The following is a 19,851-nucleotide window of genomic DNA, read 5'->3' on the forward strand; positions in this document are numbered from 1 at the left end:
CCGACCACGTCTCGCTGCCTACTCGTCCTCGTCCTCGTCGTCCAGACGGGCCAGCCAGGTCGCCAGGCGCTCGACCGGGACCTCGAAGTCCGGGTTGAGGTCCACGAAGGTGCGGAGCTGCTCGGCGAGCCACTCGAAGGTGACTTCCTCCTCGCCGCGCCGCTTCTCCAGCTCCTCGATGCCACGGTCGGTGAAGTACAAGACAGGCTCCGCGATTCAGGAACGACGACTGACGAGCGATGTGCTCAGGACATTCAGGATAAGCCGATACGCCGGTGGGCCCGGCCCCGGGTGACAAGCACTCGGGACCGGACCCACCTGCGTACAGAACCTTCGTAAAGACCGCTCAGGCCTACGCCTCGAAGACCTCGCGGAGCAGCTGTTCCTGCTCCTGCTCGTGGCGCTTCTTCGAGCCGACCGCCGGGGACGAGCCGTGCGGCCGCGAGATGCGGCGCAGGCGCTCGCCGTGCGGGATGTCCGCGCCGACCGCCAGGTCCAGGTGGTCGATGAGGTTCAGGGCGATGAAGGGCCACGCCCCCTGGTTCGCCGGCTCCTCCTGCGCCCACAGGTACTTCTCGGCGTTCGGGTACTTGGCGATCTCCGCCTGGAGCTCGGCACCCGGCAGCGGGTACAGACGCTCGATACGGATGATCGCGGTGCCCGTGTCGCCGCGCTTCTTCCGCTCGGCTTCGAGGTCGTAGTACAGCTTGCCGGCGCAGAAGACGACCTTGCGGACCGCCGACGCCTCGACCGTCTCGTCGCCGATGACCGGGCGGAAGCCACCCGTCGTGAACTCCTCCGTCTTCGAGGCCGCCGCCTTGAGGCGCAGCATCGACTTCGGGGTGAAGACCACCAGCGGCTTGTGGTGCGGGTTGTGCACCTGCCACCGCAGGAGGTGGAAGTAGTTCGACGGCAGGGTCGGCATCGCGACCGTCATGTTGTTCTGCGCGCACAGCTGGAGGAAGCGCTCGATGCGGGCGGACGAGTGGTCCGGGCCCTGGCCCTCGTAGCCGTGCGGCAGCAGCAGCGTGACGCCGGAGTGCTGGTTCCACTTCTGCTCGGCGGCCGAGATGTACTCGTCCACCACCGTCTGCGCGCCGTTGACGAAGTCACCGAACTGCGCTTCCCACATGACGAGGGACTCGGGGCGGGCCAGCGAGTAGCCGTACTCGAAGCCCATCACCGCGTACTCGGAGAGCAGCGAGTCGTAGACGTTGTAGCGGGCCTGGTCCTCGGAGAGGTACAGGAGCGGCGTGAAGTCCTCGCCCGTCTCGCGGTCGATGAGGACCGCGTGGCGCTGACCGAACGTGCCACGGCGCGAGTCCTGGCCCGAAAGACGGACCGGCGTGCCCTCCAGGAGCAGCGAGCCGATGGCGAGGGTCTCGCCCATGCCCCAGTCGATGGTGTCTTCCTCGACCATCGACGCGCGGCGCTGCAACTGCGGCAGCAGACGCGGGTGGACGGTGACCCGGTCGGGGATGTTGACCTGGGACTCGGCGATCCGCTTGACGACTTCCTGGGTGATCGACGTGTCGACGTTCACCGGGAACTCGGCCTCGGGGGCCGGGACTTCGGCCTCGGCGGGCTGCGAGATGGCCTCGCGGACCTCCGTGAAGACCTTCTCCAGCTGGCCCTGGAAGTCCTGGAGGGCCTGCTCGGCCTCTTCCAGGGTGATGTCGCCGCGACCGATGAGGGACTCGGTGTAGAGCTTGCGCACCGAGCGCTTCTTGTCGATCAGGTCGTACATCAGCGGCTGCGTGAACGCCGGGTTGTCCGACTCGTTGTGACCGCGGCGGCGGTAGCAGATGAGGTCGATCACGACGTCCTTGTTGAACGCCTGACGGAACTCGAACGCGAGCCGCGCGATGCGGACGACGGCCTCGGGGTCGTCGCCGTTCACGTGGAAGATCGGCGCCTCGATCATGCGGGCCACGTCCGTGGCGTACATGGAGGAGCGCGACGACTCCGGGGCGGCGGTGAAGCCGACCTGGTTGTTGATGACGATGTGGACCGTGCCGCCCGTGCGGTAACCGCGCAGCTGCGACATGTTCAGCGTCTCGGCGACCACACCCTGGCCCGCGAAGGCCGCGTCGCCGTGCAGGGCGACCGGCAGGACCGTGAAGTCCGTGCCGCCCTTGTTGATGATGTCCTGCTTGGCGCGGGTGATGCCCTCGATGACCGGGTCGACCGTCTCCAGGTGGGAGGGGTTCGCCGCGAGCGAGACCTTGATCTGCTCGCCGTCCAGGCCGGTGAAGGTGCCCTCGGCGCCCAGGTGGTACTTCACGTCGCCGGAGCCGTGCATGGACTTGGGGTCCATGTTGCCCTCGAACTCGCGGAAGATCTGGGCGTACGACTTGCCCACGATGTTCGCGAGGACGTTCAGGCGGCCGCGGTGGGCCATGCCGATGACGACCTCGTCCAGGCGCGACTCGGCGGCGCTGTCGATGACGGCGTCGAGCAGCGGGATGACGGACTCGCCGCCCTCCAGGGAGAAGCGCTTCTGGCCGACGTACTTCGTCTGAAGGAACGTCTCGAAGGCCTCGGCGGCGTTCAGCCTGCGCAGGATGCGCAGCTGCTCCTCGCGCTCGGGCTTCGTGGCGTGGGTGCGTTCGATGCGGTCCTGGAGCCACTTGCGCTGCTTCGGGTCCTGGATGTGCATGAACTCGATGCCGGTGGTGCGGCAGTACGAGTCGCGCAGCACGCCGAGGACGTCGCGCAGCTTCATCATCGACTTGCCGGCGAAGCCGCCGACCGCGAACTCACGCTCAAGGTCCCACAGGGTGAGGCCGTGCTCGGTGATGTCCAGGTCGGGGTGCTTGCGCTGCTTGTACTCCAGCGGGTCCGTGTCGGCCATGACGTGGCCGCGGACGCGGTAGGAGTGGATCAGCTCGAAGACGCGGGCGGCCTTCGTGACGTCGTCGTCGTGCGAGGCGTCGATGTCCTTGAGCCAGCGGACCGGCTCGTACGGGATCCGCAGCGCCTTGAAGATCTCGTCGTAGAAGTCGTTCTCGCCGAGCAGCAGGTTCGCGACGATGCGCAGGAACTCGCCGGAGGCGGCGCCCTGGATCACCCGGTGGTCGTAGGTCGACGTGAGCGTCATGACCTTCGAGATGCCGAGCTTGTTCAGGGTGTCCTGGGAGGTGCCCTGGAACTCCGCGGGGTAGTCCATCGAGCCGACGCCCATGATGACCGACTGTCCGGGCATCAGGCGGGGGACCGAGTGGACGGTGCCGAGGCCGCCGGGGTTGGTCAGCGAGACCGTGACGCCGGTGAAGTCGTCCATGCCGAGCTTGCCGTCGCGTGCGCGGCGGACGATGTCCTCGTAGGCCTGCCAGAACTCGAAGAAGTTCAGCGTCTCGGCCTTCTTGATGCCCGCGACGACCAGCTGGCGGTCGCCGTTCGGCTTCACGAGGTCGATGGCGAGGCCGAAGTTCACGTGCTCCGGCTTGACCAGCGTCGGCTTGCCGTCCTTCTGCACGAAGGAGTAGTTCATCGACGGCATGGCCTTGATGGCCTGCACCATCGCGTACCCGATGAGGTGCGTGAAGGAGATCTTCCCGCCGCGGGCGCGCTTGAGGTGGTTGTTGATGACGATGCGGTTGTCGAAGAGCAGCTTCACCGGGACCGCGCGGACCGACGTCGCCGTCGGGACCTCCACGGAGGCGTTCATGTTCTTCGCAACTGCGGCGGCGGGGCCGCGCAGCGTCACGTACTCGGGTCCTGCCGGGGCCGATTCAGCAGGGGCCGCGGGCTCCGCCTTGGCGGCGGGCTTCGCGGCTGCGGGCTTCGCGGCGGGGGCCGGAGCGGCGGCCGCGGGCTTCGCAGCCGGAGCTGCGGGCGCGGCGGACGCGGCGGGCTTCGCGGGTGCGGCCGGAGTGGCTGCGGGTGCGGCGGGAGCTGCGGGGGACGTGGTGTCCGCAGCCCCCGCGGCTGCGTCACCCGCCGGCTTGGCCGGGGCAGCGGCAGGTGAGGCGCCCGCTCCCGGCTTGTAGTCGGCGAAGAAGTCCCACCAGGCTCGGTCGACCGAGTTCGGGTCCTGGAGGTACTGCTGATAGATCTCGTCGACGAGCCACTCATTGGGACCGAAGGCAGCAGCAGGGTCCTTGCCCTGACCGTCTTGGTCGGTCGAGATGCTCGAGCTACTGGGGGACTGTGACGACACGGCGGTAACCGCCCTCTTCCGCTTCACAAGGTGATGGACAGCGGGAATTAAGGCTACGCCTCCATCGCCGTCAGGTGCAGACCGGCCCCGTCATCCGTCGCGTAAGTCACATTGGATGGGGGGTTTCGGTGACGTAAATGGCGGGAAACAAGCGAGGTTCCGGATCGCCGGATGGCCGCGCGGGCCGTGCCCAACGCGGTGGCGTCACCCGGGCGCGCTTCCGATGCGCCCGCGAATCGCTTCCGTTTCGAACCCTACGTCAACTTCTCAGTTCGGGCAGGCCCGGAAGAGTGACCTGGATCCGGCAGCCACGAGGGGATTCGGCCACACCGATGTGACCGCCGTGCAGATCGACCGCCCAGCGCGCGATGGCGAGCCCGAGCCCGGTGCCGCCGTCGCTGCCGGGGCCCGACGGAGGCGTGTTGGCGTGGCTGCCGCGGTTGAAGCGCTCGAAGACCCGGTGCCACTCCGACTTGGGGATGCCGGGGCCCTCGTCGAGGACCTCCAGGTCCAGGGACTCGGGGTAGAGGCCGCGCCGGGCGCGCACGGTGACGCGGCCGTGCGGCGGGCTGTGCTTGACCGCGTTGTCGATGAGGTTGGCCACGACCTGGTGCAGGCGCTCGGCGTCCGCGTGCGCGGTCAGCTCGGGCGGCGTGACGTCCAGATGCAGATGCACGTCCGTGCGCGTGTGGCTGCCGGAGCCCGACGCGATGCCCGCACGCGCGGAGGCCACCATGTTGGCCTCCTTGAGGACGCCCGACAGGTAGGGCCACACCTCGAAGCGGCGGGCCTTCAGCGGTACGACGCCGTTGTCCAGGCGGGACAGGTCGAGCAGGGTCTCCACGAGCCGCCCGAGCCGCTCCGTCTGCTTCAGGGCCGTACGCATGGTCTCCGGGTCGGCGGCGGAGACTCCGTCGACGACGTTCTCCAGGACCGCGCGCAGGCCCGCGATGGGGGTGCGCAGTTCGTGCGAGACGTTGGCGACCAGCTCCTTGCGCTGCTGGTCCTGGGCTTCCAGGTCGTCCGCCATGCGGTTGATCGTGGTGGCCACGTCGCCCAGCTCGTCACGGCGGTCGGCGCCGCGCACCCGGCGCGTGTAGTCGCCGTGCGAGACGGCGCGCGCCACGGAGTTCATCTCGTCCAGGGGAGCGGTGAGGCTGTGCGCCACGAACTGCGTGATCAGCAGCGTGGCGATCACGGAGAAGACGGTGATGAAGCGCAGCTCCGTCTCCGTCTTCATCGCCACCATCAGCAGACCCGTGGTGATGAAGACCGAGACGACCACCAGCGTGCCGAGCTTGGTCTTGATGGAGAACGGCCGCAGCCCGCCGAAGGGACCTGTCATCGGACGGCTCACCTCAGGGGGTCGGGGTCTCCAGGGCGTACCCGACGCCGTGCACCGTACGGATCCGCTCGGCGCCGATCTTCCGGCGCAGGGCCTTGATGTGGCTGTCGACGGTCCGGGTGCCCGACGCGTCCGCCCAGTCCCACACCTCGGCGAGCAGCTGCTCGCGCGAGAGCACCGCGCGCGGCGTGTTGGCCAGGCAGACGAGCAGGTCGAACTCCGTCGGCGTCAGATGGACGTCCTCGCTGCGGACCCTGACCCGCCGCTGGGCGTGGTCGATCTCCAGCTCGCCGAGCCGCAGGATCCCGCTGCGCGGGGTGGTCGCGGCAAGGGCGGCCCGCTCGACCCTGCGCAGCAGGACGTGCACGCGGGCCGCGAGCTCCCGCATGGAGAACGGCTTGGTCATGTAGTCGTCGGCGCCGACGCCGAGCCCGACCAGCATGTCCGTCTCGTCGTCGCGCGCCGTCAGCATGAGGACCGGCACCGGCCGCTGGGCCTGCACCCGACGGCACACTTCAAGCCCGTCGAAGCCCGGCAGCATGATGTCCAGGATCAGCAGATCGGGCTGCCAAGCCTGCGCGGTGTCGACCGCGGACGGGCCGTCGCCCGCCGTTTGCACTACGAAACCCTCGGCGCGTAGCCGGGCGGCGATGGCGTCGACGATCGTCGGGTCGTCCTCGACCACCAGAACCCGGCGCTGGGCGCCTGGCATCGCCGCCGTCGCACCGTTGTGGGAGGTGTGTGTCTGCTCCATCGCCCGCCCCTGACACTGATCGCTTGTGTTCGGTCAGCAGGGTACGGGTCGCGAAGGCACCTCGGCTACGCAGCCCTGACGCCGAGATGAACCACGTCGGGTACGCCTCGGGCAACGGGGATCTCTTCCGTCCGTACCGACTGGAACCCGGCATTCCGTAGAGCGAAGTCGAAAGCGGACGAGGGCTGGGCGGACCACACGGCGAGCACTCCGCCGGGGTTGAGGCGAGCCTGACAGGCCGCCAGACCGGCCGGAGAATAGAGGGAGTTGTTGTCCTCCGTCACCGTCCAGTCCGGGCCGTTGTCGATGTCCAGACAGAGCGCGTCGTACGTTTTCGGGGTGCCGTCAGGGGCGTCGGCGCCGGAAAGGTGCGCCACGAGGTCTGTGTGCAGGATCTCCGTGCGCGGATCGGCGAGCGCGGTGCCGGAGAGCCCGGCCAGCGGGGCGTCCGCACCTGAGCGGTGCCAGTCGATGATGGCCTGCTCGCGCTCCACGACCGTGATGCGGCCCCAGCGCGGGTCGGCCGCCGCGTGGGCGAGGGAGAAGCCGACGCCCAGGCCGCCGATGAGCAGCGCGGGCTCCCGGGGATCGTCGAGGGCGTCGTACGCCGCGTCGACGAGCAGCCGCTCCGAGCGGCCGTCCGAAGTGTCCATGAGGAAACAGCCGTTGGCGATGATCTGCAGAAGCGCACCATGGCGCCGCAGTACGACTTCGCCGTACGGCCCCTCACGCCGGTCGATGACGACGGGGGCGGTGGTGTGGGTGTGCATGGCCGCCAGCGTATGACCGGCGCCCGTGCGGCTCGGGGCGGACGCGAACACGAGCGGGCAGGTTGCTGTGATTCGTGTCTCACGTGGCGCGGGTCATAGACAGTGCCGGAAAGATCGGCAAAGGGTGGACATGACGGAAGGAGCGTCCCACCTTGAACCTGAGCGTGTCGGCTGCCCCCACGGCACCCGAGGAGACAGCCCCGCCCGGCCTGGACGGCATCCCCCGGCAACGGTCCCGAGCCCCTGAGGTGACCGCCCCCGAGGCGACGGCCGCACCCGGACGGCGCCCGCGCCTCTGGCGCCTGCTCCCGACCCCCACGGGCACGCCCTTCACGTTCGGCTACGCGGCCGTGCTGACCGCGACATCGCTCCTGACGCAGTACGCGGACCCGTCCCTCATCTCGACGCTGCACCAGCACTCCAGCACGGACGTCGCGCACCTCACCCAGGAGCCGCTCCTCGTCCTGGTGGCCAGCGCGCTGTGGATCGCGGGCGGCATCGCGTCGCCGTACGCGATCGGCTTCCTGCTGGTCCTCACGGCCCTGGAGCGCCGCATCGGGGCGCTGCGCACCGCGGGCGTCTTCCTGCTCGGCCACGTCGTGGCCACCCTCGCGACCGAGGTCCCGGTCGGCCTCTCGGTCCTCGCGGGCCATCTGCCGGACAGCTCCTTGCACCGCCTCGACTACGGCATCAGCTTCGGTGTCGCGGCGAGCGTCGGCGCGCTGGCGGGCCTCTTCAGGCCGTGGCTCCGGTGGCTGGTGCTCGCCGGGTTCGGCGGCATGCTGATCGAGGATCTGATCGCGTTCGAGGACCCGATGACGAACTGGGGCCATCTGCTGGCCCTGTCGATCGGCGTCGCCACGTGGCCGCTGGTGCGACGGTGGCGCCGGCTCGCCTGATCGCCTCGTATCGAAGTGATCGCTGACAGCGAACACCCTTTGGGGAACATTCAAGGACTCACGAGCATTGAGTCCACATAGCTCAACTTGAATGCCGAAGGGGAGATCATGTCTGCTGAGTCTGCTCAGTCAAACGCGTCCACGCCGCTGACCCTGCCCGTGCTGCCGCTCGACGACGAGGTCGTCCTGCCCGGCATGGTGGTTCCGTTCGACCTGTCCGACGCCGACGTACGAGCCGCGGTGGAGGCCGCCCAAGCGGCCGCCCGCTCCAACGGGAGCAGCAAGCCGCAGGTCCTTCTTGTTCCGCGCATCGACGGCACGTACGCCGCGACCGGCGTCCTCGGCACCGTCGAGCAGGTCGGCCGCCTCTCCGACGGTGACCCCGGCGCCCTCATCCGTGGCCGTGGCCGCGTGCGGATCGGCGCCGGGACGACCGGGCCCGGTGCCGCGCTCTGGGTGGAGGGCGTCAAGGTCGAGGAGACCGTGCCCGACCCCCTGCCGGGAGCGGTCGCCGAGCTGGTCAAGGAGTACAAGGCGCTCGCCACCAGCTGGCTGAAGAAGCGCGGCGCCTGGCAGGTCGTCGACCGCGTCACGCAGATCGACGACGTCTCCGCCCTTGCCGACAACTCCGGATACTCCCCCTTCCTCTCCACCCAGCAGAAGATCGAGCTCCTGGAGACCGACGACCCGGCCGCCCGCCTGAAGCTCGCCACCGAGCAGCTGCGCGAGCACCTCGCCGAGCAGGACGTCGCCGAGGCCATCGCCAAGGACGTCCAGGAAGGCGTCGACAAGCAGCAGCGCGAGTTCCTGCTGCGCCGCCAGCTCGACGCCGTGCGCAAGGAACTGCGCGAGATCAACGGCGACAGCAAGGACGCAGCCGAGGAGTCCGACGACTACCGCACCCGCGTCGAGGCCGCGGACCTCCCCGAGAAGGTACGGGAGGCCGCCCTCAAGGAGGTCGACAAGCTGGAACGTTCCAGCGACCAGTCGCCCGAGGGCTCCTGGATCAGGACCTGGCTCGACACCGTCCTCGAACTCCCGTGGAACGAACGGACCGAAGACGAGTACGACATCAAGGGCGCCCAGAGCATCCTCGACGCCGAGCACGCGGGCCTCGAGGACGTGAAGGAGCGCATCACCGAGTACCTCGCCGTGCGCAAGCGACGCGCCGACCGCGGCCTCGGGGTCGTCGGCGGCCGTCGTGGCGGCGCGGTCCTCGCCCTGGTCGGTCCTCCGGGCGTCGGCAAGACGAGCCTCGGCGAGTCCGTCGCGCACGCCATGGGCCGCAAGTTCGTGCGGGTCGCGCTCGGCGGCGTACGCGACGAGGCGGAGATCCGCGGGCACCGCCGTACGTACGTCGGGGCGCTGCCGGGGCGGATCGTGCGGGCCATCAAGGAGGCCGGGTCCATGAACCCCGTCGTGCTCCTCGACGAGATCGACAAGGTGGGCTCCGACTTCCGGGGCGACCCGGCGGCCGCCCTCCTCGAAGTCCTCGACCCGGCGCAGAACCACACCTTCCGCGACCACTACCTGGAGGTCGAGCTCGACCTGAGCGACGTGGTGTTCCTGGCGACGGCGAACGTCCTCGAATCCATCCCCGAGGCGCTGCTCGACCGCATGGAGCTGGTCAGGCTCGACGGCTACACCGAGGACGAGAAGGTCGTCATCGCCCGCGACCACCTGCTCCCGCGCCAGCTGGAGCGGGCCGGTCTGGAGACGGACGAGGTCACCCTGGACGAGAGCGCGCTGCGCAAGCTCGCGGGGGAGTACACCCGGGAAGCGGGCGTACGGAACCTGGAGCGGTCCGTGGCGCGGCTGCTCCGCAAGGTCGCGGCCCAGCACGAACTGGGAGAGCGGGAGCTGCCGTTCACGGTGACGGACGAGGACCTGCGCGGGCTCATCGGGCGCCCGCACCACGTGCCCGAGTCGGCGCAGGACCCGGCCGAGCGGCGCACGGCGGTGCCGGGCGTGGCGACCGGGCTCGCGGTCACCGGCGCGGGAGGCGACGTGCTGTTCGTCGAGGCGTCGCTGGCCGATCCGGAGACCGGCGCCGCGGGCCTGACCCTGACCGGTCAGCTCGGCGACGTGATGAAGGAGTCCGCGCAGATCGCGCTCTCCTTCCTGCGCTCGCGCGGCGCCGAACTGGAGCTGCCCGTCGCCGACCTGAAGGAACGCGGCGTGCACATCCACTTCCCGGCGGGCGCGGTGCCCAAGGACGGGCCGAGCGCGGGCGTCACCATGACGACCGCCCTCGCGTCGCTGCTCAGCGGCCGTCTCGTCCGTACGGACGTGGCCATGACCGGCGAGGTCTCGCTGACCGGACGGGTGCTGCCGATCGGCGGCGTCAAGCAGAAGCTGCTCGCCGCGCACCGCGCAGGGATCACCACGGTGATCATCCCGAAGCGGAACGAGGCCGATCTGGACGACGTCCCGGCGGAGATCCTGCAGAAGCTGGACGTGCACCCGGTGACGGACGTCCGTCAGGTGCTCGAACTGGCCCTGACGGAGGCCGAGGTGAGGATCCCGGCCGCCGCGTGACGGAGGCGGCCGGTCAGTGAGGGCCCGGGACCCCGCAAAGGGTGCCGGGCCCTCGCGCGCCGGGCGTGCTCAGCCGTTGGCGAGTGCCTGCACCCTGTCCAGGGCGCCGTTGAACTTGTTGTGGTCCCCGACCGTCGGGCCCGTCGAGGTGTACTGCCACATGGTGTGGAAGCCCCATCCGGCGGGCAGCTCGCCCGGCGAGGTGTTGTAACGCGCGATCCACAGCGGGTTGTTGACCGCGAAGCCGCCGTAGTTGCCGGTGCACTGCTTCCACCAGCTGGTGGCCGTGTAGATCACCGCGTGCCGCCCGGTGCGCGCCTTGTACTGGTTCAGGAAGTCACGGATCCAGGTGACCATCGCCGACTGGGACTTGCCGAAGCAGGCCGCCCCGTACGGATTCCACTCGATGTCAAGCGCGCCCGGCAGCGTCCTGCCGTCGCGCGACCAGCCGCCGCCGTTGTCCACGAAGTAGTTGGCCTGGGTGGCGCCGCTCGTGGTGTCGGGCGTCGCGAAGTGGTAGGCGCCGCGGATCATGCCTACGTTGTACGAACCGTTGTACTGCTGGGCGAAGTACGGGTTCTTGTAGTACGTGCCCTCGGTCGCCTTGACGTAGGACCACTTCACGCCGCTGTTCCAGAGCGTCGACCAGGCGACGTTGCCCTGATGGCTGCTGACGTCGACGCCCTCGGTCTGTACGGCGTCGCCACCGGGCGGCAGACTGCCCTGCCCGTCGTGCTTGATGACGCCCTGGCCCATGCGGGCGGAGCCGCGGGCCGGTGTGTCATCGCCGCCGGCGGCCTGTGCGGCGCCCGGCAGCGTGAGGAGGAGGGAGAGGGCGGAGAGGACTGAGAGCAGGATTCCGGCCGCTGACCAGCGGGAGCGGCGGGGCGTTCCGGGTCTGTGCACGGGCATGTGCGTGCCTCCGTAGGCCTCGGTTGAGCTCGATGGAGCTCGTGGGGGGACCTGTCGACAGTTCCTGGTGTGAACATGTCACGCATGACGCTACGCACGTAGACCCGAGGCTGGGAAGAGGGTCCGGTCTCTGCCGTTGGTCTACTCCAGCGGCGGTGGCCTCGGGGTGATGCCCCGGGGCGTTACGAAATACTGGGCGAGCTGCGGCGATGGGCCGACGCGGATGTCTTCCGCCGTGCGGGGCGGAAAATTTTCATGATCCGGAAAGAAAGCGTGCCATGGGTGCTGAAGTGCACAAGGGCGGGAACGACGGTGGAGTCGACGTGGACAGGGAGGGCGGAGTCGACGTGAACAGGGGGGTCGACCGTGAGTTCCTCTCCCTGGAGCGTGAGTTGTCGCTGCTCCTGCGCCGGGCACGGGCCTCCTCCGGCGAGATGGCGCGTCAGGTCCACCCCGACCTGGAGCCCGCCGCGTACGGACTCCTGGTCTGCCTCGACGACTCGGGCCCGCAGCGGGCCACGGACCTCGCCGCGTACATCGGCGTCGGCAAGGCGACGATGAGCCGTCAGCTGCGCGCCCTGGAGGAACTGGGGCTCGTCGCCCGCGAGCCCGACCCCGCCGACGGGCGGGCCTGGCTGGTCCACCTCACGAAGGAGGGCGCGACACGGTTCCGCACGGTGCGGGCCGCCCGTCGGGAGCGGTACGTGCGGAAGCTGGCCGGGTGGGATCGCGCGGAGGTGGCGGAGCTTGCCCGCTTGCTGCGGCAGCTGAACGAGTCCCCGGAGTCTTGACGGGGCCGGCCCACCGCTCGGGCCGGGGCGCGGCATGTCTCCGTCCGCGGCCGCGTCGTGGCTGGTCGCGCAGTTCCCCGCGCCCCTTGAGGGGCGCACCCCCGGCCACGTCAGAACTCCGCGTACACCACCGCCGCGTCGTCATGCCGCTTACCCCGCGGGAACTCCGCGCCCTCCGGGTCCGCGCGCTCCAACTCCCTTACCCGGTCCACCAGGCGCTGCGGACCGTCCTTCCGCAGCAGCGCGAAGCACTCGGCCCAGTCGCCCTGCCGGAACGTCTCGACCCAGCGGCCGACCCCGTCCGTCAGGGCCGCCACCGCCGTCACCTCGGCGCGCGGCCAGGTGCCTGTGACGGCCCGAGCCGCCGCCGACGGGTCCGCGGCCGCGGTGAAGAAGCCGTCCTCCGCGTTCCGCAGGGCCTCGACGGCGGCGCCGTACGCGCGGCCCGCCTCCTCGCGCTCGGCGGAGCCGCGCGGCAGCGCGCGGACCGCGTCACGCATCGCGCGGATCCTCGGCGGCAGTTCCGCGAGGCGCTCGTCGAGCACCGGAGTGACCAGGCCGTCGGGGCCCGCCATCAGGAGCGCGGAGTCGGACAGGACGAGGTGCTCGACCTGGTCCTCGTCCCAACGCACCAGAATCACGGTCGCCTGAGGCGTACGCGGGTGAGAAAGGTCACAGGTTTGACAATGGGCCTCCGCGGTGCGCACGATCGCCGCCGCGAGGATCTCAGAGAGCGTCATATCCCGTCGTGAAACGGACAGTTCCCCCAGTGCGCCCCCGAGGCGCGCCGTGAACCAAGGGACGGAATGCAGACAGCCGTCATCTCCGGCAGGTGGAGTCACCCCATCCAGAAGGACGAGCGATCCGCCCTGTCCGGCCGCGGGAAGAATCACCGCCGCATAGTCCTCGTTGGGGCGTGCGGGGTCTCCGGGCTCGGTGGCGAGTTCGATACGCATTCGGCCAGTCTGCACGAGGCCTTCACAAGGTCATCCGGAGGTCGCAGAAAGCCGAGGATTGGCCCGGACCAGCAGGTCAGACGCCGGATTTCAGTCGGAATGATCGCTTCCAGCGGCGTGTGGCGGCGCATCCTGCCAAAGCCTGCGGTCGACGTCCAACCGGCGCACCGTGGCCGAGACTTTCGGTCCGGGGCGGGACTTGCTCCCCAACTCCCCGCCGATGTTCACTCCTTCGGGTGGCCAGGCATGTGATGCACGACTGCCACCCACCGGCACTGGAAGGGTCTGGAGCCGTACCGGGGGGCGCGTGTGTTGACGGATCGTCACCCGGGCCCATGGGCAGACGAAAAACAAGAATGCGAGCACCGGTGCAGAAGATGCGGCCTGGGCGCAAGGGCAAGCAGACGGCTCCCGAAGGGGCCACGCCGGGCGCGGACTCCCCTACAGAGCGATCGCCCGAGCCCACAGCGGGAGAGAACCCCGAGCCCACAGCGGGAGAGCACGCCGCCCCCGCCGTGACGGCTCCTGACGGCTCGAAGCCCGCCGACGGACCCTCGAAGCCCGGTGACGGACTCTCGAAGCCCGTGAAGTCCGTCAACTCCAAGCCCACCGCGCGCGTACGCAATCGGCTGATCGTCGCCGTCGCCGTCGTGGCCGCCGCGATCGCCGGGGCCGGAGCGCCCGCCATCGTCGCCGCGTCCGGGCAACTGAGCGACGCGCAGCAACTGGTGACCCTCGCCGAGCGAACCCAGGACGCCGTGTCCCTCGGCCACTCGCTCGCCGACGAGCGCGACGAGGTCACCTCGTTCATCGCGGCGGGCCGCCCGCAGGGCAAGGGGCTCTCCGAGAGCCGCAGCGCCCGCGTGGACCGCCAGATCGAGGAGCTGCGCACGGCTGACGCCCCGGCCGGACTGCGGGGCGACCTCGCCGACATCGCGGCCGTACGCAGAGCGGCGCTCACCGGCAAGAGCACTGCTCTGGAAGCCCACACGGCGTACTCGAACGTCATCACCGAGCTGCACGGCCTGACCCGCGAACTCGCCGAGAAGACTCCGCCACGCGCGGGCTCCGGCGCCTACGCCCTAGCCGACCTGGACCACGCCGTCGAGCAGGCGGCCAGCGCCCGCGGCCTCCTCCTCGCCACCCTCGCCGTCCCGCGCTCCACGGAGACGAGCACCACCGTCGACCCCGTCACCGGCCTTCCCACCACGGTGGTCGACGAGTCTCCCGCGCAGAGCAAGAGCCGTGACGCCCTCAGCGCCGCGGGCCAGCAGGCCCACACCCGCGCGGAGGCGGCACTCGCCGACTTCCGGGACGCGGCCACGGACGGCGCCCGCACCACGTACGACTCGGCGGTCACGGGCCACGAGGTGACGACGGCCGAGAAGTACCTCACCCGCCTCACCGACCAGCCCACGCTCTCCACCGCCGAGCGCGGCTACGACCGCAAGAAGCTCGACACCGCGCTCTCCGCCCGCATCGAGATGATGCGCGGCGCCGAGTCCGCGCTCACGGTGCAGCGCACCAAGGACCTCGCCGCGCTGCGCGACGACGACGTGACGGCCCTTGAGATCCGCGTCGCGCTCATCGGCGTCACGCTGCTCGTCGCGGTCGGCGTCTCCATGGCGATGGCCCGCAGCCTGACCCGCCCGCTGGCCGTCCTGCGCATCGGCTCGGCCCGCCTCGCCACCGAGCCCGCGCCCCAGGAGCCGATCCGCTTCACGGGCCGCGACGACGAGTTCGCCCAGGTCGTACGGTCCGTCAACGCGCTGCACGAACACGCGGCCGGTCTCACCGAGCGCCTCACCACGCTCGAAGCCGACCGCAAGCACCTCATCGGCCAGCGCCAGTCCATGGCCGACGAGCGCGAGACGCTGCGCGCCGAACTGGCGGAGGCCTCCGCCCACTTGGAGCGGGTGCGCCAGTCCATCCACGGCACGTTCGTCAACCTGGCCCTGCGCACCCTCGGCCTGGTCGAGCGGCAGCTCGCCGTCATCGAGAACCTCGAGGACCGTGAGCAGGACCCCGACCGCCTCGCCACACTCTTCAAGCTCGACCACTTCGCCACGGTCATGCGCCGCCACAGCGAGAACCTCCTGGTCCTCGCGGGTGCCGAGCACGGCCACCAGCACCCCGGACCGGTCCCGCTCGTCGACGTCGTACGCGCCGCGGTCAGTGAGATCGAGCGGTACGAGCGGGTGCGCATCGCCACGCTGCCGCCGCACGCGCACGTCGCGGGCTTCGCCGCGGACGACATCAGCCACCTGGTCGCCGAGCTCCTGGAGAACGCGACCTCGTTCTCGCCGCCGGACGCCTCCGTGGAGGTCTCGGGCTGGCTCCTGGAGAGCGGCGAGGTCATGCTCTCCGTGCAGGACGAGGGCATAGGGGTCACCGAGGACCGCATGGAGGAACTCAACTCCCGCCTCGCGGACTTCCGTCCGGACGACGCGTACGACCAGGAGAGCGGGGACGGGCTCGGGCTCGGCCTCTACGTCGTGGCCCGGCTCGCCGCGCGGCACGGGGCACGGGTGCGGCTGCGCGAGCAGAAGCAGGGCGGCGTCGCGGCGGTCGTGGTGCTGCCGAAGTCGATCCTCGCCGCTGCGCCCGCGGTGACGGCTCCGCCGGTCGGCGAGCCTGTGCCCGGCGGGGCCCCCGCCCTGCACCTTCCGGGATCGGAAGCCGAGGCCAACTCCAATGTGCTGCCGGGGCGCTCGGCGCTGACCGCTGCCCCGGAGGGCGATGAGGATCCGCTGATCGCGGCTGCGGAGCATGCGGTGCGGGAAGCGGAGGCCGAGCCCGAGGCCGAGCCTGAGCCTGAGCCCGAAGCATCGCCTGAGGCGACCATGGAGCTGACCCCTCCGGCAGTTCCCGAGGCCCCGGCAGCTGCCCCACAGCAGGACGCCCCCGCCCCCAAGTGGGAGCGCGTCACCGACAAGGGGCTTCCCAAGCGCACGCCCAAGATCACCGCGCCCGAGCCCACCGTGCCCAAGGCACGCAGCGGCTCCGTGGACGCCGAAGCGCTGCGCAAGCGTCTCGGGGGCTTCCACCAGGGAGCCATCAGCGGCCGTCGCGACGTAGAGGCCGAGCTGACCGGACGTAACGAAGACACGGACGAGACCGCAGAGAACAAAGAGACCGAAAACATGGGGGACACAGTCGAGGAGGCAAGTAGTTGACTGCGCCCATGCGCTCGCCCAGTTCTTCCACCGGCAGTAAATCCACCGGCAGCTCCACCGCCGGCAACAGCTCCGCCGGGTTCGGACTGAGCAGCGAAGCACGCAACCTGCACTGGCTGCTGACGAATCTCGTCGAGGAGGTGCCAGGCCTGCTGTCGGTCGCGGTGGTCTCCTCCGACGGCCTGCTCCTGCTCTCCTCCGACCCCGCACGCAACAACGAGCAGAAGGTCGACAACAGTTCGGGCCCCAAGGGGTCCAGCGCCGACCTCGCCACCATCGTGTCCGGCCTCGGTTCCCTCTGCATCGGCGCCGGCAAGCTGATGGACGCGGGATCCGTGAAGCAGACCGTCGTCGCGATGGAGGAGGGCAGCCTCTTCGTCATGTCGATCAGTGACGGCTCGCTGCTCGGCGTGCACGCCACCCCGGACTGCGACATGAGCGTCGTCGCGTACCACATGGCGCTCTTCGTCGGCCGCGCCGGGCATGTCCTCACCCCCGAACTCCGCAGTGAGCTGCGCCAGTCGATGGAGAGCGTCCGATGAGCAGTAAGCCCGGCAAGCTGCCCCAGCGGGGCGGCGACCGCAAACCCTCGCGCGTACGCCCGTACTCGCTCACCGGGGGCCGCACCCGCTTCGGTCACGTCCTGCTCGTCGAGACGTTCGTGGCCGCTCTCGAAGCCCCCGAGGAGCGCCTCGAACTGCCGCAGGGCAACGCCACCGCCCGCGTCATGCCGGAGATGCGGGCCATCGTCGAGATCTGCCGCCGGATGCGTACGGTCGCGGAGATCGCCGCGCTTTTGAAGATGCCGCTCGGCGTGGTCCGCGTACTGCTGAGCGACCTCGCAGACCAGGGAAAGATCCGCGTGTACGGAACGGGCCACGGCCCGGGACAGCCGGACCGCGCACTGCTGGAAAGGGTGCTCAGTGGGCTCCGCCGTCTCTGACCTGCGTATCCCGGGCCCCGACCCGGACGAGAACCTCCAAGCCTGGCAGACGGACCGCACCCGGGCCCCGATCGCGACGAAGATCGTGGTGGCGGGCGGCTTCGGCGTCGGCAAGACGACCCTGGTCACCGCGGTCTCCGAGATCACGCCCCTCCAGACGGAGGCGCTGATGACGCAGGCGAGCGAGGACACGGACGACCTCACGTCGACCCCGGACAAGACCACGACCACGGTCGCCATGGACTTCGGCCGGATCACGCTCGACGACGACCTCGTGCTCTACCTCTTCGGTACGCCGGGGCAGCAGCGCTTCTGGTTCATGTGGGACGACCTGGTGCGCGGCGCGATCGGCGCCGTCGTGCTCGCCGACACCCGCCGCCTGCCCGACTGCTTCCCCGCGCTCGACTACTTCGAGAGCTGCGGTCTGCCGTACATCGTGGCCGTCAACCACTTCGACGGCACCGAGGAGTTCGAGCCCGCGGACGTCCGTGAGGCGCTGACGATCCCGCGGCACATACCGGTCCTGATCATGGACGCGAGGCAGCGGATCTCGGTGATCGAGTCGCTGCTCTCGCTGGTCGGCCACGCCCTTGAAGCAACCCCCGAATAGTTCTTGCTTTAACCCGTAGGAGAAGCAGCCGCATGCGGAAGATACTCGTCGTCGGAGCCGGTCAGGCCGGGCTCCAGATCGCCCTCGGACTCCAGTCGCAGGGGTACGAGGTCACCCTGATGTCCAACCGCACGGCCGACGAGGTCCGGTCCGGCCGTGTGATGTCCACGCAGTGCATGTTCCACACGGCGCTGCAGCACGAGCGCGACCTCCAGCTGAACTTCTGGGAGTCGCAGGCCCCGAAGATCGAGGGCCTCGGCGTCTCGGTCGCCGGGCCCGACTCGTCCCGCGTCATCGACTGGGTCGGCAAGCTGGACGGGATCGCGCAGTCCGTCGATCAGCGCGTGAAGATGGCGGGCTGGATGGAGACGTTCGCGCAGCGCGGCGGCCAGCTGGTCATCCACGGCGCCGCGGTCGGCGACCTCGACTACTTCTCGCGCACCTACGACCTGGTGCTCGTCTCCGCGGGCAAGGGCGAGCTGGTCTCGATGTTCGAGCGTGACGCCTCGCGCTCCCCGTACGACACCCCGCAGCGCGCGCTGGCGGTCGCCTACGTCCACGGGATGGGGCCGCGCCCCGAGCACCCCGAGTTCGACGCGGTGCGGTGCAACCTCGTGCCGGGCGTCGGCGAACTCTTCGTCATGCCGACCCTCACCACGTCCGGGCGTGCGGACATCCTGTTCTGGGAGGGCGTGCCGGGCGGCCCGCTGGACGTCTTCCAGGGGGTCAAGGACCCCTCGGAGCACCTGGCGCTGACCCTCGAACTCCTCGAGAAGTTCACGCCGTGGGAGTACGCGCGGGCCACGAAGGTCGAACTCACGGACGCGGGCGGCACGTTGAGCGGCCGTTACGCGCCGACGGTCCGCAAGCCGATCGGCCGGCTGCCGGGCGGCGGCCTGGTCCTGGGCGTCGCGGACGTGGTGGTCGCCAACGACCCGATCACGGGCCAGGGCTCCAACTCGGCGTCGAAGTGCGCGGCTTCGTACCTCTCCTCGATCGTCGCGCACGGCGACAAGCCGTTCGACGAGGCGTGGATGCAGTCCACGTTCGACCGGTACTGGGAGACGGCTCAGCACGTCACCAAGTGGACGAACGCGATGCTGTCGCCGCCGCCGGAGCACGTCCTGAACCTGATCGGCGCGGCAGGCCAACTCCAGCCGGCCGCGGACCGCTTCGCCAACGGCTTCAACGACCCGTCGGACTTCGAGAACTTCTTCTACGACCCGGAAAAGACGGGCGCGTACCTGGGCTCGCTCACGGGCGCCTGACGGTCGTTCCCAGCTCCTGACCGTCCCTGTCGGCCTCTGTCAGCCGCCCTCGGTCAGGAGCTCATCGAACCGGGCCCAGCCCTCCCAGGTCCAGACGTCGGTGTCGGGGTCCGCGCGCAGGGGGACGAACCGGCCGAGCTCGAAGTCGTCGGAGCCGGTCCAGGGCGTGGGGGTCGGCTGCTCGGGCCACATCAGCCCGGCAGGCTACGTCGCGGGCACCCCGTACATCGACCGGTCGGCGCGGGCCACGCTCGTGGTGGCCTGGCTCGACTCCACCCAGCTGAAGGCTGTCGACGACACCGAGTTCCCCGACTACCGGCGGGCGATACTGCCGGGGGACGAGTTCGACATGACCATGCCTTCCGGGGAGCGGCTCGGCGGCGCGTACATCTACTTCAGCGCGCACGGCGTCCTCGCGGGCCCTGACGGGCTGCCGAGGCCGGGCGGCGGCGACCAGTCCGCGCTGCTCACCGCGCTGCTCGCCGAATCGGCGGAGCTGCGGGAGCTTCTCGGGCCCGATCCCGGCACCTGGGTGGCGAAGGCGGGGGCCGACGAGGCGGTGCGGGAGCGGGGGACGGCGATCTTCGGCGAGGCCGGTTGGGTACTCCCGCAGAGCGAATTCCTGCCCTACCTGGACGACTCCGGCGATCTGCGGCTCTACGACGACCTGCCCCCGCTGGCCGGCTCTCTTCCGTCGATGACGTAGCCCGGGGGCGCCCGAACCGGC

Annotated in this window: 17 protein-coding genes; 9 read left to right on the top strand and 8 right to left on the bottom strand. The window is 70.1% G+C overall.

The window, feature by feature from the left end; all coding sequences use genetic code 11:
• Positions 1–18 precede the first annotated feature (18 nt).
• The 5 genes from ACWGI2_RS19960 to ACWGI2_RS19980 all read right to left on the bottom strand — a co-directional run bounded on the left by ACWGI2_RS19960 (position 19) and on the right by ACWGI2_RS19980 (position 7,031).
• Positions 19–201, bottom strand: a complete 183-nt coding sequence (locus ACWGI2_RS19960) for a DUF6104 family protein (RefSeq protein ID WP_003961784.1) — start codon at positions 199–201, stop codon at positions 19–21.
• A 151-nt stretch (positions 202–352) separates the two neighbouring features.
• On the bottom strand, positions 353–4,162 hold the full coding sequence (locus ACWGI2_RS19965) for a multifunctional oxoglutarate decarboxylase/oxoglutarate dehydrogenase thiamine pyrophosphate-binding subunit/dihydrolipoyllysine-residue succinyltransferase subunit (RefSeq protein ID WP_453397891.1): 3,810 nt from the start codon (positions 4,160–4,162) through the stop codon (positions 353–355).
• Between the two features lie 259 nt (positions 4,163–4,421).
• Entirely contained in the window at positions 4,422–5,507 is a 1,086-nt protein-coding gene (locus ACWGI2_RS19970) for a HAMP domain-containing sensor histidine kinase (protein ID WP_453397892.1), read from the bottom strand.
• Between the two features lie 13 nt (positions 5,508–5,520).
• The gene (locus ACWGI2_RS19975; protein ID WP_055555160.1) at positions 5,521–6,261 is read right to left on the bottom strand and encodes a response regulator transcription factor; all 741 of its coding nucleotides are present in this window, start codon (positions 6,259–6,261) and stop codon (positions 5,521–5,523) included.
• A 65-nt stretch (positions 6,262–6,326) separates the two neighbouring features.
• Positions 6,327–7,031 carry a spermidine synthase gene (locus ACWGI2_RS19980; RefSeq protein WP_453696592.1) on the bottom strand — a complete coding sequence of 235 codons (705 nt, stop codon included), beginning with the start codon at positions 7,029–7,031 and terminating at the stop codon, positions 6,327–6,329.
• Between the two features lie 152 nt (positions 7,032–7,183).
• On the opposite strand from ACWGI2_RS19980, the gene ACWGI2_RS19985 reads away from it, so the two are divergent.
• Both ACWGI2_RS19985 and lon read left to right on the top strand, forming a co-directional pair.
• Entirely contained in the window at positions 7,184–7,930 is a 747-nt protein-coding gene (locus ACWGI2_RS19985) for a rhomboid-like protein (RefSeq protein ID WP_453696594.1), read from the top strand.
• 108 nt (positions 7,931–8,038) lie between these two features.
• A complete protein-coding gene (gene lon, locus ACWGI2_RS19990; protein WP_453696596.1) occupies positions 8,039–10,468 on the top strand; it encodes an endopeptidase La in 2,430 nt (809 codons plus the stop codon).
• Between the two features lie 69 nt (positions 10,469–10,537).
• Here the strand turns inward: lon and ACWGI2_RS19995 are convergent, their stop codons facing one another.
• Positions 10,538–11,380 carry a lysozyme gene (locus tag ACWGI2_RS19995; protein ID WP_453696597.1) on the bottom strand — a complete coding sequence of 281 codons (843 nt, stop codon included), beginning with the start codon at positions 11,378–11,380 and terminating at the stop codon, positions 10,538–10,540.
• A 278-nt stretch (positions 11,381–11,658) separates the two neighbouring features.
• Here ACWGI2_RS19995 and ACWGI2_RS20000 point away from each other — a divergent pair, with 278 nt between their 5' ends.
• Positions 11,659–12,171: a MarR family winged helix-turn-helix transcriptional regulator gene (locus ACWGI2_RS20000; RefSeq protein ID WP_453696599.1), complete on the top strand. Its 513-nt coding sequence runs from the start codon at positions 11,659–11,661 to the stop codon at positions 12,169–12,171.
• Positions 12,172–12,281: 110 nt separating this feature from the next.
• Here ACWGI2_RS20000 and ACWGI2_RS20005 read toward each other — a convergent pair whose 3' ends face one another.
• On the bottom strand, positions 12,282–13,127 hold the full coding sequence (locus ACWGI2_RS20005) for a protein phosphatase 2C domain-containing protein (protein WP_453696600.1): 846 nt from the start codon (positions 13,125–13,127) through the stop codon (positions 12,282–12,284).
• 356 nt (positions 13,128–13,483) lie between these two features.
• On the opposite strand from ACWGI2_RS20005, the gene ACWGI2_RS20010 reads away from it, so the two are divergent.
• Genes ACWGI2_RS20010 through ACWGI2_RS20030 form a run of 5 tightly spaced genes read left to right on the top strand, consistent with a single transcriptional unit; the run spans position 13,484 to position 19,124 of the window.
• Entirely contained in the window at positions 13,484–16,303 is a 2,820-nt protein-coding gene (locus tag ACWGI2_RS20010; protein ID WP_453696601.1) for a nitrate- and nitrite sensing domain-containing protein, read from the top strand.
• An 8-nt stretch (positions 16,304–16,311) separates the two neighbouring features.
• Positions 16,312–16,845 (top strand): roadblock/LC7 domain-containing protein, encoded by a 534-nt coding sequence (locus ACWGI2_RS20015; protein ID WP_453696603.1) that lies wholly within the window; start codon positions 16,312–16,314, stop codon positions 16,843–16,845.
• On the top strand, positions 16,842–17,246 hold the full coding sequence (locus tag ACWGI2_RS20020; RefSeq protein WP_453397900.1) for a DUF742 domain-containing protein: 405 nt from the start codon (positions 16,842–16,844) through the stop codon (positions 17,244–17,246). The genes ACWGI2_RS20015 and ACWGI2_RS20020 overlap by 4 nt, the downstream gene beginning before the upstream one ends.
• Positions 17,227–17,856 (top strand): GTP-binding protein, encoded by a 630-nt coding sequence (locus ACWGI2_RS20025; protein ID WP_453397901.1) that lies wholly within the window; start codon positions 17,227–17,229, stop codon positions 17,854–17,856. Before ACWGI2_RS20020 ends, ACWGI2_RS20025 begins: the two co-directional genes overlap by 20 nt.
• Before the next feature lie 32 nt (positions 17,857–17,888).
• Complete coding sequence (locus tag ACWGI2_RS20030; RefSeq protein WP_453397902.1) at positions 17,889–19,124, top strand: styrene monooxygenase/indole monooxygenase family protein; 1,236 nt, start codon at positions 17,889–17,891, stop codon at positions 19,122–19,124.
• A gap of 39 nt (positions 19,125–19,163) precedes the next feature.
• Here the strand turns inward: ACWGI2_RS20030 and ACWGI2_RS20035 are convergent, their stop codons facing one another.
• The gene (locus ACWGI2_RS20035; protein ID WP_453696605.1) at positions 19,164–19,316 is read right to left on the bottom strand and encodes a hypothetical protein; all 153 of its coding nucleotides are present in this window, start codon (positions 19,314–19,316) and stop codon (positions 19,164–19,166) included.
• On the opposite strand from ACWGI2_RS20035, the gene ACWGI2_RS20040 reads away from it, so the two are divergent.
• A complete protein-coding gene (locus ACWGI2_RS20040; RefSeq protein WP_453696606.1) occupies positions 19,291–19,830 on the top strand; it encodes a hypothetical protein in 540 nt (179 codons plus the stop codon). The genes ACWGI2_RS20035 and ACWGI2_RS20040 overlap by 26 nt on opposite strands.
• Positions 19,831–19,851: the final 21 nt, after the last annotated feature.

The organism is Streptomyces sp. NPDC054866 (genome assembly GCF_053610745.1).